This is a genomic window from uncultured Dokdonia sp., from assembly GCF_947492535.1.
Lineage (GTDB): Bacteria > Bacteroidota > Bacteroidia > Flavobacteriales > Flavobacteriaceae > Dokdonia.
Window position 1 is genome coordinate 142373 of sequence record NZ_CANLNH010000002.1, and the last position, 17626, is coordinate 159998.

Genomic DNA, 17626 nt, shown 5'->3' on the forward strand with positions numbered 1-17626 from the left:
TTTTACTAGGATCATATAAGCTATCTATAATTAAGAAATCTTACGTTTCTTTTTGAGTACGCTTTCGCGAAATCGAACTAGTGAGACCTGCCTGTCGGCAGTCAGGTTCATGACCATAGGGAGAACGAAGCGTTAAAGCGTATACAGCTACATCTCGCGAAAAATCAAAATACATGAAAAAAGTACAAGTACTTTACCTAATTAAAAAAAGGGTATTTGCCCCAAATAATAACATCTATTGCCCCTGATGAATCCTTAATAATTGTAAGAATTTTGGGTCTCAGACTCAAAAACAAAAAAGCAATTATGACTAGTTCTGTTATCATAAATTCCATAGGAACAGCAAAACCCATTGCATCTAAAATCTTATCAGATGCCTTTGAAATTCCTCAAGAGCTCATTACCAAACTTATTTACGGCGCTCCTTCTGTTTTGCTCCATAAAGTAGATGAAAAACTTGCAGATAAAGCCACAAAAACACTATCTCAACTAGGTTTAGAAGTAAGTGTACAAGATGCTTCTGTATCGGTACCTACCAACAATACCAGTTATGAAATAAGTGTCTATATAGAAGACATAGAAGCATTGCCTACAGTGACTCGACAAGTGAGTGAATTCTTAGGATGTAGTCTTAAAGAAGCCTTTCATCTTCTAGCTGAACCTTCGGGTATTATACTTGGTGGTGTTTCAAAAGCAACCGTCGATGCGTTTTCAAAAAGAGTAGATGCCAGAGTAGTCGCTTCTCAAATAACAAATGACACCTATACCATCACTCTGCAACCTGACCAGGACGTATTAGTACAACAGATTTCTAAAGAATTAAAAACAAAAGAATATCCTTTTGTAAATATTTCATACACCGATAGTCAACGCATATGGCGTAAATACGGAACTAGTAATAAAATCACCATATGTAACGAGAGTCATCTTCGTTATGAGCTTCTCTTAGAAAAAGTGAATCCGTCCAATCCTCGTTACAAAGAAACCCTTACCACTACGATTGGAATGCCAGAAGAAATTATAGATACCGTATTAGCAAATCTTCCTGTACAATTAGAAGAAGGAATCACGATACAAGAAACTATTGCACTAATAGAAACCTATAAAATGGCTGGACTACAATGTTCTTGTAGGCCTTTAGCTACTACAGATACGCAAGTAAACATAAATCCGATAGTCAATCTAGAAGCTACACGAAATTTATTAAGTCAATTTATTACAGAAGAAGAACTCCCTTCCAAAGAAGGACAATCTTGGACATCTCCGTATATCAAAAAATTGATCGCACGCTATATAGAATCAAAATTAACTGAAATACAAACCTCACTAGAAATCAATGCCTAATGGAAACATCTACTAAAAACGAAACATTACATATACGTATCGCTGAAAAAGGAAAGTTGTATAGCCTAGAAGGAAACTACAAAGAAGCCTTGCGCCATTATAAAGAAGCTATCAAAATGATGCAACAATTTAAGGATAGTGAAATCTTCTTTCAACACTATAGCCAATGTGTGATGGAAGCTTTAGAATTATCTGGCGCTCATGATGAAGTGATTAGTTTTTGCGAGCGTTATATAGACTTTTTAGATCAGAAAGATGATGATAGTATAATTATCAAAAAACACTATGCAACTGTACTCGAAAAGAAAGCAATTCAACACCTACATAAAGATGAGAAAGACATCTCATTAGAACTGCTAAAAGAAGCTCAAAGCCATGTAGGTAATGGAAAGCAACCTATTACTGATCAATTAGTAAACTGGTTACAACGTGGCTTCATGATTACAAAACAACAAATCGCTGCTTTACAAAAGAAACATCAATACTTTATTGTTCGCGCAGATCTTGTCAATCCAAAAATAGCTTTTGAGCTTCCAGAAATCATTTCTTAATTATTAAAACAAAACAAAAACAATGAGTTATACCGAAGATATTACGAACGGTGCTAGCATTTTACAACAAGTAGATGTTACAGACATTATTACATCGCTTGCTCTTGGCATCGCAGAAGCTCAAGAAAAGCTAGATGATAATTCTATTAAACAACTTACCAAGCTATCTGAAACAGAAGTTGGCGATAAGTCATTATTAGAATTAGGTTTTACACCTGCATTTTATTCTTTTGATTATGCAGACGTAAGTGCTTCTATAAGCCTGCGTATGGCATTAAAAAAATCAGACGAATTTGGTTTAAAGTTAAGTGCAGACTATAAGAGTAATGCCGATTTTGATAAAGATTTTTTTAAGAGTTTAGAAGACAAAAAGAAGAAGAAGACTCGAAAAGAATTTAAATCTGTAAAGGATATTTCGCTTAAAGCGAAAATAGAAAGTAACATCACCCTTAATGCTGATTCTTATAACATGCATCAAGAAGATGGAGCTATCTCTAGAGTTGAAGATTTTGGAGAAAATGTACGTACAAATAATCAAGAATACCGTGTAAGTAAAGAAATTGAAGAGGCTAAAGAAGTTGTAAACCAATCTTCTACTGGAGTTATTATACGAAAAGCAGGACCTTATGTTACGGTGTATCTTCCACAAGCTCCAAATGAAACTGTTGGACTACTGAAACTAGATAGCACATATCCTTCTGTTGCAGGAACAACCATCACGTTAAAATCGGGTGTTACTTTTGATAAGATAACAGATTTTGACACCACTTTTGATGCAGCAAAAGCGGCAAATACTCCAGCAGGTAAAACACTAGGTATTACAGCAGATGGATTTACTACAGACGGAACAACCTTTGTGAAACCTAAAGTGTTTTTTGGTTGGGACATAGATAAATTTGATCCAACATATGCAGAAGGAGGTGTATCTAATGCTGTTCCAGAATTAGATCTATATTTAGAAACCATAAAATACATATTGAAAGAAGATCCTGAATCAAAAATCAACATTAAGGGATATACAGATGGGAGCGGTAAAGAAGACTACAATAAAGATCTTAGTAAACGAAGAGTAGATGCCGTAAAGGAACATATTTTTGGAAAAGTAAGTGATACCGTTTCGGAAGCTAGAATTAAAACGGCACTTTATGAAGGAGAATCGCTAGCCACAAATGAAAATAAAGATGAAACCTTGCGATTTGTATCTATCGAAATCATTTCTTCTCATGATTACATTTTCTTTAAAGGGGGCGAAATCACAAAAACACCCGCGGGACCAAAACCTAGTTCTTCAAATAATGACAAGTTTATTGTTTTAGAAAACACAACAGCTCCTGCTGCACCTACAATTATCAAATTCACCTATGGAGGCGAAGAAGTAGTCATTAAAGAAGCTGCTGTAGATGAGACTCTAAAACTCTCTAGTAAAAGCCTCATTGCAGGATTCCATCATGAAAAAGTAGGAGAGCTTAGTTACTTACTCCACGAAGAGTCTATGGTAAATTATACCGTATACAATAGCGAGTCTGAAGAGCTTGACGTGACAGTAGACGGAGTTGCCTCTGCCGAACTTGATAAAGAAAAAACAAAGGTATTTGTAAGCGAAACAGAAACTTCCAAGACACGTTTAAATACGTCTTCAAAAGAAGTAGATGGAAACAGAACGTTTGCCGTAAGCGGAAGTATTGATTTTAGAACTTCCCGACAATTTGATATGTCTGTAGAAGGAAATGCCTCTTTAGCTGCTCGAATGAAATCGGTGCCAGCTCCTCAGGAATTTTTGGATTACATCACTCAGGTATTGTCTAATTCAAATAGTGCATCCTAATGTCTGTTGGTGCTGAAATATCAAGAACATTGGTCAATGCACCCCTTCCTAAGCTCATTGAGCAATTGGGGGTTTCTATTGCCAATGCGCAAGCTGCATTAGATAAAAATTCTATACGTCTGGCAAATGCCATGAGCACAGAAAAAGTAACGATAGGAGATCAGCAATATAGCCTGATAGCTTTAGGGTTTGCACCTACTTTCTACTCATTTACAGAAGCTACTGTAGAGGCAAAACTAGAGTTTTCACTATCGGAATCAGAATCTTTTAGTGTAGGAGGTTCTGCAGAGTTAAAAACCGAAATGTTTAGCGCAAGTCTAACTGCAAGTTATGCTCGAAAATTTGAAATGAGTGCAGAAGGAGCTTCGTCTATCGCAGCACGTATTGTCACCTTACCTGCGCCAGATATTTATCACGAACTCTTAAAAGAACTCGCTGCAGATTCATAATAATTTAAATTACTAATAATTAAAAATAAAAACTATGTTTAATAATAATTCAAGTATAGGTAAGGAACTTCTCAATGCTCCCATGGGCGAAATGATATATCAAATGGCCAGTGCAATTGCAGAAGGACAGATGGCACTCGATGAGAACTCCATCGAAGTCGCTGAAATGATGGGAGGACTAAAAACTGTCACTGCAGATATTGATGGAAAAGAAGTAGTAACTTTTGAAGATAGTAGAGTCTTTTTTGGTAAAGAAAAACTCTCTATTGCTAATGCAGTTGTTTTATATAATACCTCAAAAGACTTAGCATATAGAAGTCAAATCTTCAATCCTGATGCTACACCTAAGATTAACAATAATCTATACGAATATGTAACACCTATTCCACCTGAAGATATCGACAAAAAAATAAAACTTAAAGATCCACTTCCTCCAAATACTGTTACAGAAATATATGCTCCAAGCCGTTCTTCATTATTAGAGTTAGGGTTTACTCCAACATTTTATCAATTTGTAGATACAGTTATAGAGTTAAAACTAAGTATGTCAATGACAAGTGAACGATCTTCTAATGTCGAGGTAAAAACTAATAGTAAAACAAGAAGTGCTTCTCTAGAGTTTAAGAGAGGTCGTATAAGAGCTAGACGTAATGTAACTACTACACAAGTAAATGCAAGTTATGCTCAAAAATATAGTTACTCAGCAGAAGGGTCTAGTTTGATGCGTACAAAATTAGTTCCTATACCGCCACCAGCCATTCTGGAACAGCGCATACAAGAACAAATGGATATTGCGAGAGAACAAGCAGCAAATAACTAGAGGTAATGGCGAATATCACCAAAGAACTCATGAATGCACCCCTGCCCGAGATGGTTAAGAATCTCGGGACAGGGATTGCTGAGGCACAATATGCGCTAGATAAAGTATCTATTAAGATTGCGCAGATGATGTCGGGCTTTAAGGAAGATGACAATGGAGAACTCGTACAAGACCCTAATACATTGATCAAACTTAAAGAAGGAGAACCAGGGTATAGCCTACTTGCCCTAGGATTTACACCTACCTTTTATCAGTATGTAGATACATTGATGGAAATCAAGACTTCTTTCTCTATGTCACAATCTAGAGAATTTAAGGTCGGTGCTGAGGTAAAAGTGAGAGCCTTTATGGTAACCGCATCTGTAAATGCAAGTTACTCTCAAAAGTATCAATACTCCGCAGAAGGCAGTTCGATGATTCGTACCAAACTGGTAACAGTACCTTCGCCTGCTATTTTTGAACAACGACTAAAAGAATTATTACGTACTGAAAACCCTTCATCATAAGCAATGGCAAAAAAGTGGACCTCATTTTTAAAAAGCGATATCTCTAAAAATAACGCAAAAGAGCAGAAAAATCCTTCGTTAAACTTTGAAGAGATCCTTAAAGAAAATGAAGACATTAGTGAGTTACTTAAAGAAAAAGAACAGCTAGAACACGCACTAAAAAATGCCCCTGGCACGCAAAAAAAGGATGCTGGAGATGCACGCTTTCGCGAAAGCGAAATTATTCCCATTTCAAAAAAGAAACAACAAGAAAAAAAATGGTCTGACAAACGAGCGTCTCTATTAAAAAAGAAACAACAAGAAAAAAAAGAAGCCGACGCTTGGGAGAAAAAACGCTCAAAAAAACCAACAATAGCAATGCCTCCAAAAAAACAGATCGATACTGTTTCTAAAAAAGAAACAACAAGAAAAAAAAGACCTGTTAAAAAGAAAGATGCCCCTGTTTTAAAACCAACAAGCCGTATACGTAGAAAGAATACCAAAAATGATATCGAACAATGGCTTAAAGAACGTGTTGAGAACAACAAAGCCATACAAGAAAAAAAACAAGAAACACAACAATGGCTTTCAAAAAGAGAGCAAACAGCACAACGTTCGCTACAACAGATCAAAGAACAAAAAGAGACTGTTTCAAAATGGGTTCAGAAACAAGAGGCTACAAAACAAAAAGCATTAGAGATATTAAAAGATAAAAGAGTACAAGAAGCAATCCCTAAACGTATTAAGAAACCTGTAGAGGACGTATATGCTTACCTAGATTCAAAAAACAAAAAAGGAAAAATCAATAAGCTTACTGTCGATATCAAAAAGGTAGTCTCAAAAAAAGAAATGCCTTTTAAAAAACCCGACATTAAAAAAAGCTGGGGAGACATTCTAGACAAGAAAAGAGAAGCGGTTTCTCAAACAAAAAAGCATAAAAAAGAAATAGAACGCAAAATGAATGTGGCTCCCAAAATAGCAAAGGGTCTTTGGGAAAAACGTGATCTGCTCAAAAAAGAGCGATTAAAAGAAGCGCTAGCACTTAAAAAAGAAGAACTCAAAGCCGAAGCTAGAAAACAAGCGAGAGCTCAAGAACGTAAACAACAAAAAAAAGACGATCGGTTTTTTTAACCTATATATACTATGGATAATCAATCATCTGGTGCATTAACACTTAAAGAGATTCTATTAGGAATCACAGACAGTCTTAATGAAGCACAACATAAACTACGTAATATGGAACCCTATGACGAATATGGGCGTCCTAATACGATGTATCAAATACCTTACTTAGATTTTAATCTACAGGTAACCTCTGAATTTGAAAATATTCCTCAGGAGACATCAACACCTTCTGCACAATCACCTTCAAATGATGATGCATTTCCTCCTAAACAGGCTGTATATTATAAACCTAAGATGATGTTTCGGCCTATGAAACCTCAGCAAAAAACATCTCACACGTCTAGTGAAGTGGTCAGTACTATAAGTGGGCGTTTTATTGCTACAATGCCTAATGAAGGAGTTCCTCAAATACTATTGCGTTGTAACTATCAGGAACCTGTTTTACAAAACAATGTCTATACGATAGCTATAGAGGTCGTGATGGAAAATGCTGCGGGAGAAAAACTACCTGGTATGCGTGTAGAATTTAACTTTAATGAAGACAAAACCACACAAATAAACGGCACTCCGCTTACTACAACACCAAGTTTTGATGCTCAAGAAGTACAAACAGATGGACTGGGGATTGCTGTTAATACACTTACTATTGATCCAATAGATTACAACAGTGGCAAAGTGCTCTTTTTTGATATAAATGCAGGAACGATTTTTAAAAAAATAGCTATTAGTAAATTATAATCTTATCAAGCATGAAACTATTTTTTAAAGTAACCCTACGAGATCATCATGGTAAGATACCAGAAGAAATGAAACTCGATATTCAATTTTTTAATACAGACACAAAAGCCTGGGAAAAAATTGATTCAGAAAACGCAGGATACCTAGAAGGCACATATAATTTTGAATATTATATTCCTTCTCGTATATATGGTGATCAACCAACCTTACGTAAAGTACGCGAAGTACTACAAACTGGAGGAATGCCTATGTTTAGGCTTATAGATGCTCTTTCTAAAGAACAAGTATATATTCTTGCCAAACAAGGAGCATATACCATGCTTGAAGATGCTATCTCTTATGATTTTGGGAACTTATCCCTTTTACAAAGGGAACAAATAGAAGACTTAGATAATCCTAAAATACCATCTGTACTTATTGCTACTGCAAAGATCGCGCAGGATACAACTCCTGAAATGGAAGATCTACAAAAGGAAATAGATGATTTAAAAGAACAGATCAGACAACAAGAGGCAAATAATGAAACAAATACTACTTCAGGAGAACAAGTAGAAGAAATAGATTTTCTTACTAGAAGAGTGAGTTCTTTAGAAGAAGATATCAATAACCTCGCATCAGAAAAAGGAGTGCTAGAAACTACTATAACACAACAAAACCAAACCATAAGTAGTCAACTTGGAGAAATCAATCATTATAAAAATATAGAGCAACAACAACAAAACACCATTTCAACTTTAGAGGCTGAAAAACAAACATTACAGCAACAAATAGACGAATCATCTCAAGAAACTGTTGAAGAAGAATACATTCCTAAATCTGTTTCTGCAAATAAATTATATACTGATGTCATTGACGAGATTAAAATAGCCAAAGAAAACACAGTGGCTTCTGGTTTTAAACTTTCTAACATTTCAATTAATCTAAAAACTGTCGCTGAAAAAGATGAAGGAGGATTACGTTTTCAAGTAATTGATATCAATAATGCTTCTGCTATCAATGGAGCAGCTATTAGCGATATAAAAATTGATATTACAGAAGACGAAACTCCTGTCGTAAACGAACTTATTGTACCGAAACTTATAGGTCTTACGGAAACCGCTGCTCGCAATTACCTAGAAAAATTTAGCTTACGCTTAGACCCTGTGTATCAGCTTATCGATACTCAAAACAGTACGCTTTCGCAAGGACAAGCATTTAAACAATCTCCAGAGCCAGGAACGACAACAACGCCAGACGCAACCATTACTGTCATTTTTGCAAAAAACAACCAACACCTAAACTAATAGATTATGTCAAATCCTAAAGAATTTATGAACGATACTATGGCAGCGCCCTTAGGTAATCTTATTGCCTCTATAGGCGAAGGTGTTGCAGATGCACAAGCAGCACTTGACGCTGGTTCATTAGCGCAAACACTTGCGCTATATGATGATGAAGATGGGGATATTATGAATAAACGCTTACGTGAAATCGGGTACCAACCTACTTTTTATACCATTCCAGAAACAAAAGTAAAGGCAAAGATATCATTAGCGATGTCTCAATCAGGTAATTCTTCTCAGATACAATCTAACAGATTATCAAAGGTTAAGATGTATGCAACGCCTATTAATGCAACTAATACAAATAAGTATAACTTAAATGTAAATGCAAGTGTTGAGTTAGACTTTACCATTAAACCTATTCCTGCACCAGAAGGTGCCGAACTTAGAAGAACACCAGATCTTATAGGGAAAACACTTAGTGAAGCTGAAGAGATTTTAGGTGAATTTAATTTAAATTATGAGATTACTTCTGGAGATTCAGCAACAACGATTGCATCACAAATTCCTATAAAAGGAAGTACAACACGACTGGGAAATACAGTTGAACTTACATTTAACACGAGTACGGATGATAATTAGGTGATATACGCTTTCGCGAAAGCGAACTCATTCACAGTATCTTTTTAATAGACACATTTTTCAAACATTAAAAGCTACTACGTTTTACTTTTTTTATTTCCATTTTTATCAAAGCGTTTACTAATCTCTTTCTCTGTATGCCAAACAGATATTGCCAAACCAATAAGCAATACTGCTACCTGTATAAGAACCTTAAAAGGAATATCAAAGACAAGCAAAACGAGACCTGTAAGCATTACTGCTATCGCAACGTGCCAAAAATCTTTGGCACTTTGGCGATTTGCAAAATCCCAAATCTCTTGATTTGCCATAGAACGTCGCGTACGATATCCATACCAATGATTAATCTTTTTAGGTGGCCTTTTTAAATAATAAAACCCAAGCACTAGAAATAAAATTCCTTGGAATAAGAGAGCACTATTTTCTACACTCATACCTTGTCTATTTTACTTTTAGTACTTGGGTTTACAAACGCTTTTAAAAAGATTATTTGATACGTTTAATCTTGATATTACGATACCATACTTTATCGCTATGATCTTGTAATCCTATATGACCATTTTGATATTTACCAAAACCTTTCCAATCTGCAAATTTAGATGTTGCTACCATAGCATCCCATTCTGCTCCATGCGCTGGAAATGTATACATTTCTGTACCATTCATGGTTACTTTTCCTAGATTCGTTTTATGATTTACTTCTAGAATAACGGCATTCCATTCTCCTGCGGGTTTTACAATATTATCCATAGGGGCTATCATATCATATAATGCTCCTGCTCTGTGCGTTTTACCTCCTCGATTTGCATCTGGATGCTTTGCATCATCTAACACTTGAACTTCTGGTCCTGTTTCATACGCTTCTTTAAAATCTGAAGACTCGTGAACTCCCCAGAAAATACCACTATTTCCAGCTTCAGAAATTTTCCATTCTAATGAAAGAACAAAATTCTCATAGGTGTCTTTAGTAATGATATTTTTACCTCCTTCTTCTCCAGGAGTGAAAGCCATAGCGCCATCTACAATTGCCCATTCTGAATGCATTGTTTCAGAACCATATCCTCTCCACTGATCCATAGAAGTTCCATCAAATAATGTAATCCACTCTGATGTGGTTTCTTCGGCTTTCTCTGTAACTGCTTTTACTTCTTCTTTAACAGTTTTTGTTTCTGTTGTTTCATTTTTACAACTAAAAACGGCTAGTGCTACAGAAAGTATGATTAGTTTTTTCATTGGTTTTACGTTTTATAATCTTATATATTATTTAAAGTTTACTTCTCCTATTTTAACATCTCCATAATAAAGGTCTGCTTTTTTTAGAACCGATGGAATCGCTACAAAAAGCTGAAGCAGACGTTCATTTATTTCTCTAGGTTTAAAATAGATAACATGTATATCTGGCTTTTTCCTTGAGCCTAAATTTACTAGATAATCAACGTTCTTGAAATCCTTGTAACTATAATCTGAAAATGAATCCTCTAGATCTGGCGTGTAAAGTGCATTCCCTCTATTTTCTTTTCTAGGTTTTTTAGACGTACATCTAGTAAAAGTCCAAATATCTGTAAAGTTTTTAAAAAACACATCTGTAGGTCTATATCTTGCTTTTAACGGCTCAGAAACTAAAGAAAATTTATTAGGGTCAAAAAATACTTTCTTTGAATACAGTGGAGTCATTTTTACTTTTATACGCACCTGTTTAAATCGTTTATCAAGAACTGCCACTAAAGAAGGATTCATTCTTCTATTAACTTTTTTGGACTTTTCTAATTTAAACGTAACGCTATCTTGTATGACTTCAACTTCTTGAGAAAATAAATTTGTCGAAAACGAGAGTGTAAAGAAAATTAAGAATAGGAAGTAATAAGTAAATTTATTCATGATATATAATTTCTACTACTCTCTTTTTTAGAGTCCTAATATTTTCTTTAATAGTTCTTTATCAATATCAGCGCCTGCAAAATCATCAAATCGTTTTTGTGTAGCTTCTATAATATGACTTGCGATAAAGGGAGCTCCTTCTCTCGCTCCTTGTTCTGGACTTTTTACACAACACTCCCATTCCATCACTGCCCACACATCACAACCATACTCGGTCAGTTTTGTAAAGATAGTTTTAAAATCTATTTGTCCATCTCCTGGAGAACGATAACGCCCTGCACGATCTTGCCAGTCACTATATCCTCCAAATGTTCCACGTTTTCCATCAGGTTTAAACTCTGAATCCTTTACGTGAAATGCTTTTATAAACGAATGATAATGGTCTATATATTCTATATAATCCAGTTGTTGTAATACAAAATGACTAGGGTCGTACAGAATATTAACACGTTTATGATTATTAGTAGCTTCTAGAAAACGTTCAAATGTCACACCATCATGTAAATCCTCTCCTGGGTGTATTTCATAAGCTACATCTACCCCATTTTCATCATATTCATTAAGTAAAGGGAGCCATCTATTTGCGAGTTCTTCAAAACCTAGTTCTACAAGTCCTGCTGGACGTTGTGGCCATGGGTGCATGGTATGCCATAATAAAGAGCCACTAAACGTAGCACTTACATTCAATCCTAAATGCTTACTTGCTCTTGCCGCACTAATCATTTGCTGGCGTGCCCATTCTGTACGTTTTTTAGGATTGTTTTTACAATCATCTGGCGCAAAATTATCAAACATCAAATCGTATGCGGGATGTACCGCTACTAATTGCCCTTGTAAGTGGGTGGAAAGTTCTGTGATTTCAAGGCCATAATCATTGATTTTTCCTTTCAATTCGTCACAATACGTTTTACTTTCTCCTGCTTTGGTTAAGTCTATTAATCGACTTTCCCATGTTGGGATTTGGATCCCTTTATATCCTAAATCTGCTGCCCATTTACAAAGTCCGTCTAATGAATTAAACGGCGCTTTATCATCCATAAATTGCGCTAAAAATACCGCTGGTCCTTTTACTGTTTTCATAGTATTCTTTTCATATCCGCGAAGGCGGATATCTTTTTATTTATTTTTCTTTATACGCTTTAACGTTTCGCTCTCCCTATGGTCGTGAACCTGCTTGCCGGCAGGTAGGTCTCATGAGTTCGCTTTCGCGAAAGCGTATACTTTAACCTTCTAACGTAACCCAAACATTCCCATCGCGATGAGACTGTACAGATTTTTCTATAAAATTCATTCCCCGTACACCATCGGTCATACCTGGAAACTCTCCTTCGTGGAATTTTTCACCTCGTATGGCTTTGGCTACTCCCCTATAGATATTGCCCATAGCATCAAATATTCCTTCTGGATGTCCTGGAGGAAGCTTGGTTCCGTCTAATGAAAACTCACTATTATATCCATGACCAGGTTTAAGAACTCTTAAAGGCTGTCCTTCTTCTAGTAAATACAGATAGTTTGGATTTTCTTGCTCCCATTTTAAAGCTGCTTTCTTTCCATAGATCGCAACGGTAAAATTATTTTCTTCTCCTGTTGCTATTTGACTTGATCGGAGCACTCCTTTGGTATATTCTCCTAAACGGAGTAATACTGTTCCATCAATATCCATTTGATTATCTGCATAGAGATGATTCAAATCTGCTAGAATTGACTTCACTTTCTGACCTGTCACATATTCTAACATTTGATAGGCATGTACGCCTATATCTCCCATACAACAGCTTATTCCTGATTTTTCAGGATTTAAACGCCATGTCGTAGCGCGTTGTTCTTGGTCATGAATTAATGGATTGATCCACCCTTGATAGTACTGTGCGTCTACTTTTTGAACGGCACCTATCTCTCCATTGGCAATCATCTGTTTCATTTGACGCACCATTGGATACCCTGTATAGGTGTGTGTCAACCCAAAAATATTTCCATTTTTCTGCTGTATCGCTTGTAATTCCAATGCCTCTTCATGTGTCATGGTCATTGGTTTTTCACAAATCACATGAAATCCAGCTTCCAATAGTTGTTTTGCCATTGGAAAGTGAAGAAAATTAGGCGTTAGTATGGAGAATACTTGAATACGCTCTTCTTCTGGGCGTGCTAGTTCTGCAGCGATCATCTCATCTAAATTGGCATGAATACGATCTGTTGAGATACCTATTTCTTTCGCGAAAGCGAGACTTACATTCACATCGGGATTAAAAACAGCTCCTGTAAGTTGATATGCATCAAACATACTGGCTGCTACTCTGTGCAACACGCCTATTAAACTATCGCCTCCGCCTCCAAGGACGCCCCATTTTATTTTGTTACTCATTGCTAAGCTATTAGTTTATTTCATCTCCCTTCGATAAACTCAGGGTGACATTTAATTATTCTGTATATTCTATTTCTTCATTCTTAAATGCAATTGCAAAAATCACAAATACCACTGCTGCAAAAATTGCTGGGAAAATCCAAATTGAATTCCAACCATGTCCTTCTCCTACAATGTTTGCGTCAACAACTTTTCCTGCTATATAAAAACCAATAAGCATTCCTATTCCGTAAGTTGCAAGTGTTACAATTCCTTGTGCTGCACTTTTAATTTTTTCTCCTGCTTTATTATCTGTGTATATCTGCCCTGACACAAAAAAGAAATCATAACATATCCCATGTAAAACGATTCCCATAACGATCATTCCAAAAAGTCCATCACCATCTCCATATGCAAATAATAAGTAACGAAGTGTCCAAGCTAACATCCCTACCAAAATTGTCTTTTTAAAACCATATTTTTTGAAGAAAAAAGGCAATAAAAGCATAAAAAGAACTTCTGAAATCTGACCTACAATAGTCCAAGCTGTAGAATCTTCTACTCCGTTCTCAGTCAAAAACAAGCTTAAGTTCTGATAATAAAAAGCCAACGGGATACATATTAAGATAGAAGAAACAAAGAATACTAAAAAGTTTCTATCTTTCAATAATTTTAAAGCATCTAATCCTAGTATATCTGATATTTTAACCTTCTCTCCTTTTGCACTTGGTGGTGTTTTAGGTAACATAAAACTATAAATCCCTAATACTGCAGATGCAATAGCTGTCATTAAAAAAGTATTTCGAAGAAGTCCTTCTTCAATTGATTCTTTTGAGTCCCAATCAAATGCAAAACTAATTAGTAATCCTACCAATATCCAACCTACAGTTCCCCAAACTCTAATAAAAGGGAAATCTTTAGATGGATTTTTCATTTGATTAAAAGCTACTGAATTAACAAGGGCAAGGGTTGGCATGTATGCAATCATATAGCCTAATATGTAAGGATAAAATGTAGCGAAATCATCTGCTTGATATGCTTGATACATCAATATTGCTCCTATAAGATGTAATACCGCTAAAATTTTTTCGGCATTAAAAAAGCGATCTGCAATCAATCCTATAATAAAAGGCGCAATGATAGCGCCCCATGATTGTGTTGAATATGCCATTCCTGTCTCTGCTCCAGAAGCAGATAAGTTATTTCCTAAAAAAGTTGCCATGGTTACAAACCATCCTCCCCAAATAAAGAATTCAAGGAACATCATAATGGATAATTGTACTCTAGTTGATGCTTTCATAGTATATTATTTAAGGTTACTGATTGATTTTTCAACCAATGCTTTGGTTAATCTAATGCCTTCCTTAGGGTCTTCAAGAGGTCCTTCGTACTCGGTTCCTACATATCCTTTAAAACCTGCATCTTTTACAATTTGCAGTAAGCGACCGTAATCTAGTTTTGTTTCGTTACCAGCTTCATCAAAGTTATAGGATTTAGCGGATACTCCTTTTGCATATGGCATTAACTCCATGGTTCCTTTATACGTATCATATTCTTCTACGCAAGGTGCTCCCCAACGCTCTCCGCCTTCACGTTTTACACAAAAGTTTCCAAAATCTGGAAGTGTCCCTACGGTTTCCATACCTACTTCCTTCATAACGGCTGCTAGTTTTGCACCATCACTAGACCATCCGCCATGATTTTCAATAATTACATTAACACCTATTTCTTTTCCATAAGCCCCTAATTCAGAAAGAGACGCTACTGATAGTGCGTGCCATTTTTCTGGATCTAACTCTCCAAAAAGGTTGGCTCTTACAGAATGCGCTCCCATCAGCTGGGCAGCATCCATCCATATTTTATGATTTTCTATGGCTTCTTTTAGTTTTTTTGGATCAGGATCTGCAAGTTCTCCTGCATGATCTACCATAATAAGTACGTTATCCATTTCGGCTTGTTTACTTATTTCTAAAAGTTTATTAGCAAGCGTCATTACACGCTCTTTATAATTGTCACCTGTTTCACGCACAGAAGGATATAACTGTGTTACATATTCAACACCTGTAAACCCTAAGTCCTTTGCTATAGGGGCAAAGTTCATGGGATCTAATGATCCATCTTGAAAGGGTTTGTGAAGTGACCATTGTGCTAAAGAATGTTTAAAATCATTGTTTTTTGCCACAACTTCTGTTTTTGGTTCTTCTTTTTGGGTAGTTTCCTCTTCTTTTTTTGCATCATTTTTACAAGAAAAAAGGACAAATACGCATACTAATGCAATCGTAAAATAATTTTTCATGGAGTTCTAATTAATTAAAGCCGTACTATAACGTTTTCGCTTGCGATTAACTGTTAAATCTACGGTTTGACTAAGTTAGTCTTTTTTTAAAATTGACAAAAAACAACTTAAAATTTATATATTTGGTAACATATATCACAATATTTTTTCAAAAACACATATCAAAGTGAATACAGGTACAGAAAACGAAATGTACGACGCGATCGTCGTAGGTTCAGGAATTAGTGGTGGATGGGCTGCCAAAGAATTATGCGAAAACGGCTTAAAGACATTAGTTTTAGAGAGAGGTCGTATGGTAAAGCATATAGAAGACTATCCTACTATGCATATGGACCCTTGGGATTCTAAATTTAAAGGTGAAAATACAGCAGAAATTGAAGCTCGTTATGAGAAACAATCAAGAACTGGGTATGTACATAAAGCTGAACGTCGTCACTTTTTTGTAGACGATATAGATCATCCTTATAATGAAACAAAACGTTTTGACTGGATACGTGGATATCATGTAGGAGGTCGTTCTATTATGTGGGGACGTCAAAGTTATAGATGGAGTGATATAGATTTTGAAGCAAATAAAAAAGAAGGAATCGCTGTAGATTGGCCTGTACGCTATGCAGATATTGCGCCTTGGTATGATAAAGTAGAAGAATATATTTCTGTAAGTGGGGAAAGCTTAGGTTTAGAAGTATTACCTGATGGTAAATTCTCCCCTCCTATGGAATTAAATTGCGTGGAGGAAGTTCTTAAAAAGAACATGGCAGAAAATTACAAAGATGGTCGTTTATTAACGATAGGTCGTGTAGCACATATAACAGGTGCAAAAACGTATGATGGTCGTTCGGCATGTCAATTTAGAAATAGATGTATGCGTGGATGCCCATTTGGAGGATATTTTAGTAGTAACTCTTCTACACTTCCTGCAGCAGAACGTACTGGAAATATGACCCTTCGCCCATTTTCTATTGTAAAAGAAGTGATATATGATGAAGCATCTGGAAAAGCAACAGGTGTTAAAATAATAGATACAGAAACAAAAGAAGAAAAAGTATTTAATGCAAAAGTAATATTCTTATGTGCCTCTGCTATTGCAAGTGCGAGTATCTTACTGCAATCTAAAAGTAAACGCTTCCCTAACGGAATGGGGAATGATAGTGGTGAATTAGGACATAATCTTATGGATCATCACTTTAAAGCGGGAGCTACTGGAAAATGGTCTGGTGATAAAGACAAATATTATAAAGGACGTCGTCCTAATGGAATTTATATTCCTCGTTTTAGAAATATAGGAGGAGAAACCGATCAAGCAACGTTCAAAAGAGGATATGGATATCAAGGAGGTGCTGGTCGTGGTGATTATCAACCACAAATTGCTGAAGCTGGGTATGGAGCTGGTCTTAAAAAAGCCATTCAAGAACCAGGAGGCTGGACGATAGGTCTTATGGGATTCGGAGAATGTCTTCCCTATCATGAAAACAAAATGACACTTGACTATGATAAACTAGATCAATGGGGATTACCTACTGTTACTTTTGATGCCGAGTGGAAAGAAAATGAATGGGAGATGCGTAAAGACATGATTGCTTCTGCAAAAGACATGCTTGAAAAAGCTGGATTTACAGATATCCAACCAATGGATGACCCAAGCGCTCCAGGAAATGGAATTCACGAAATGGGAACCGCTCGTATGGGTCGTGATCCTAAAACATCTGTATGTAACGGAAATAACCAATTACACGCAGTACCTAATGTTTATGTAACAGACGGAGCCTTCATGACTTCTGCTAGTTGTGTAAACCCATCACTTACGTATATGGCATTTACAGCACGTGCTGCAAATCACGCTGCTGCTCAATTAAAAAAAGAAGCATAA

The 17626-nt window shown here is 36.0% G+C and carries 19 protein-coding genes; 11 read left to right on the forward strand and 8 right to left on the reverse strand.

What is annotated here, in order from left to right; all coding sequences use genetic code 11:
- Positions 1 to 40: 40 nt before the first annotated feature.
- Positions 41 to 175, reverse strand: a complete 135-nt coding sequence (locus tag Q1A60_RS03530; RefSeq protein WP_299761472.1) for a hypothetical protein — start codon at positions 173 to 175, stop codon at positions 41 to 43.
- A gap of 131 nt (positions 176 to 306) precedes the next feature.
- Here Q1A60_RS03530 and Q1A60_RS03535 point away from each other — a divergent pair, with 131 nt between their 5' ends.
- From Q1A60_RS03535 to Q1A60_RS03580, 10 genes are read left to right on the forward strand one after another with little or no spacing between them, the layout of a single operon-like run.
- Positions 307 to 1344, forward strand: a complete 1038-nt coding sequence (locus tag Q1A60_RS03535; RefSeq protein ID WP_299761475.1) for a hypothetical protein — start codon at positions 307 to 309, stop codon at positions 1342 to 1344.
- Positions 1344 to 1895 (forward strand): hypothetical protein, encoded by a 552-nt coding sequence (locus tag Q1A60_RS03540; RefSeq protein WP_299761477.1) that lies wholly within the window; start codon positions 1344 to 1346, stop codon positions 1893 to 1895. Before Q1A60_RS03535 ends, Q1A60_RS03540 begins: the two co-directional genes overlap by 1 nt.
- Positions 1896 to 1917: 22 nt before the next feature.
- Entirely contained in the window at positions 1918 to 3720 is a 1803-nt protein-coding gene (locus Q1A60_RS03545) for an OmpA family protein (RefSeq protein ID WP_299761480.1), read from the forward strand.
- Positions 3720 to 4169 (forward strand): hypothetical protein, encoded by a 450-nt coding sequence (locus Q1A60_RS03550; protein ID WP_299761482.1) that lies wholly within the window; start codon positions 3720 to 3722, stop codon positions 4167 to 4169. The genes Q1A60_RS03545 and Q1A60_RS03550 overlap by 1 nt, the downstream gene beginning before the upstream one ends.
- A 34-nt stretch (positions 4170 to 4203) precedes the next feature.
- Positions 4204 to 4989: a hypothetical protein gene (locus Q1A60_RS03555; RefSeq protein ID WP_299761484.1), complete on the forward strand. Its 786-nt coding sequence runs from the start codon at positions 4204 to 4206 to the stop codon at positions 4987 to 4989.
- A gap of 5 nt (positions 4990 to 4994) precedes the next feature.
- Positions 4995 to 5495: a hypothetical protein gene (locus tag Q1A60_RS03560; protein WP_299761486.1), complete on the forward strand. Its 501-nt coding sequence runs from the start codon at positions 4995 to 4997 to the stop codon at positions 5493 to 5495.
- Between the two features lie 3 nt (positions 5496 to 5498).
- The gene (locus Q1A60_RS03565; RefSeq protein ID WP_299761488.1) at positions 5499 to 6605 is read left to right on the forward strand and encodes a hypothetical protein; all 1107 of its coding nucleotides are present in this window, start codon (positions 5499 to 5501) and stop codon (positions 6603 to 6605) included.
- 12 nt (positions 6606 to 6617) lie between these two features.
- Complete coding sequence (locus Q1A60_RS03570; RefSeq protein WP_299761491.1) at positions 6618 to 7337, forward strand: hypothetical protein; 720 nt, start codon at positions 6618 to 6620, stop codon at positions 7335 to 7337.
- A gap of 11 nt (positions 7338 to 7348) precedes the next feature.
- Positions 7349 to 8620: a PASTA domain-containing protein gene (locus tag Q1A60_RS03575; RefSeq protein WP_299761494.1), complete on the forward strand. Its 1272-nt coding sequence runs from the start codon at positions 7349 to 7351 to the stop codon at positions 8618 to 8620.
- A gap of 6 nt (positions 8621 to 8626) precedes the next feature.
- Complete coding sequence (locus tag Q1A60_RS03580; protein ID WP_299761497.1) at positions 8627 to 9241, forward strand: PASTA domain-containing protein; 615 nt, start codon at positions 8627 to 8629, stop codon at positions 9239 to 9241.
- 77 nt (positions 9242 to 9318) lie between these two features.
- On the opposite strand, the gene Q1A60_RS03585 is transcribed toward Q1A60_RS03580, so the two are convergent.
- The 7 genes from Q1A60_RS03585 to Q1A60_RS03615 all read right to left on the reverse strand — a co-directional run bounded on the left by Q1A60_RS03585 (position 9319) and on the right by Q1A60_RS03615 (position 15756).
- On the reverse strand, positions 9319 to 9675 hold the full coding sequence (locus tag Q1A60_RS03585) for an SdpI family protein (protein ID WP_299761501.1): 357 nt from the start codon (positions 9673 to 9675) through the stop codon (positions 9319 to 9321).
- 52 nt (positions 9676 to 9727) lie between these two features.
- A complete protein-coding gene (locus Q1A60_RS03590) occupies positions 9728 to 10474 on the reverse strand; it encodes a DUF1080 domain-containing protein (RefSeq protein WP_299761504.1) in 747 nt (248 codons plus the stop codon).
- 27 nt (positions 10475 to 10501) lie between these two features.
- Entirely contained in the window at positions 10502 to 11119 is a 618-nt protein-coding gene (locus Q1A60_RS03595) for a hypothetical protein (protein ID WP_299761506.1), read from the reverse strand.
- A gap of 27 nt (positions 11120 to 11146) precedes the next feature.
- Positions 11147 to 12199 carry a sugar phosphate isomerase/epimerase gene (locus Q1A60_RS03600; RefSeq protein ID WP_299761508.1) on the reverse strand — a complete coding sequence of 351 codons (1053 nt, stop codon included), beginning with the start codon at positions 12197 to 12199 and terminating at the stop codon, positions 11147 to 11149.
- A 142-nt stretch (positions 12200 to 12341) separates the two neighbouring features.
- On the reverse strand, positions 12342 to 13481 hold the full coding sequence (locus Q1A60_RS03605; protein WP_299761510.1) for a Gfo/Idh/MocA family oxidoreductase: 1140 nt from the start codon (positions 13479 to 13481) through the stop codon (positions 12342 to 12344).
- Between the two features lie 55 nt (positions 13482 to 13536).
- A complete protein-coding gene (locus Q1A60_RS03610; RefSeq protein WP_299761512.1) occupies positions 13537 to 14760 on the reverse strand; it encodes a nucleoside permease in 1224 nt (407 codons plus the stop codon).
- Between the two features lie 6 nt (positions 14761 to 14766).
- Positions 14767 to 15756: a TIM barrel protein gene (locus tag Q1A60_RS03615; RefSeq protein WP_299761514.1), complete on the reverse strand. Its 990-nt coding sequence runs from the start codon at positions 15754 to 15756 to the stop codon at positions 14767 to 14769.
- Positions 15757 to 15946: 190 nt separating this feature from the next.
- Between Q1A60_RS03615 and Q1A60_RS03620 the strand changes: the two genes are divergently transcribed.
- A complete protein-coding gene (locus Q1A60_RS03620; RefSeq protein ID WP_299762568.1) occupies positions 15947 to 17626 on the forward strand; it encodes a GMC family oxidoreductase in 1680 nt (559 codons plus the stop codon).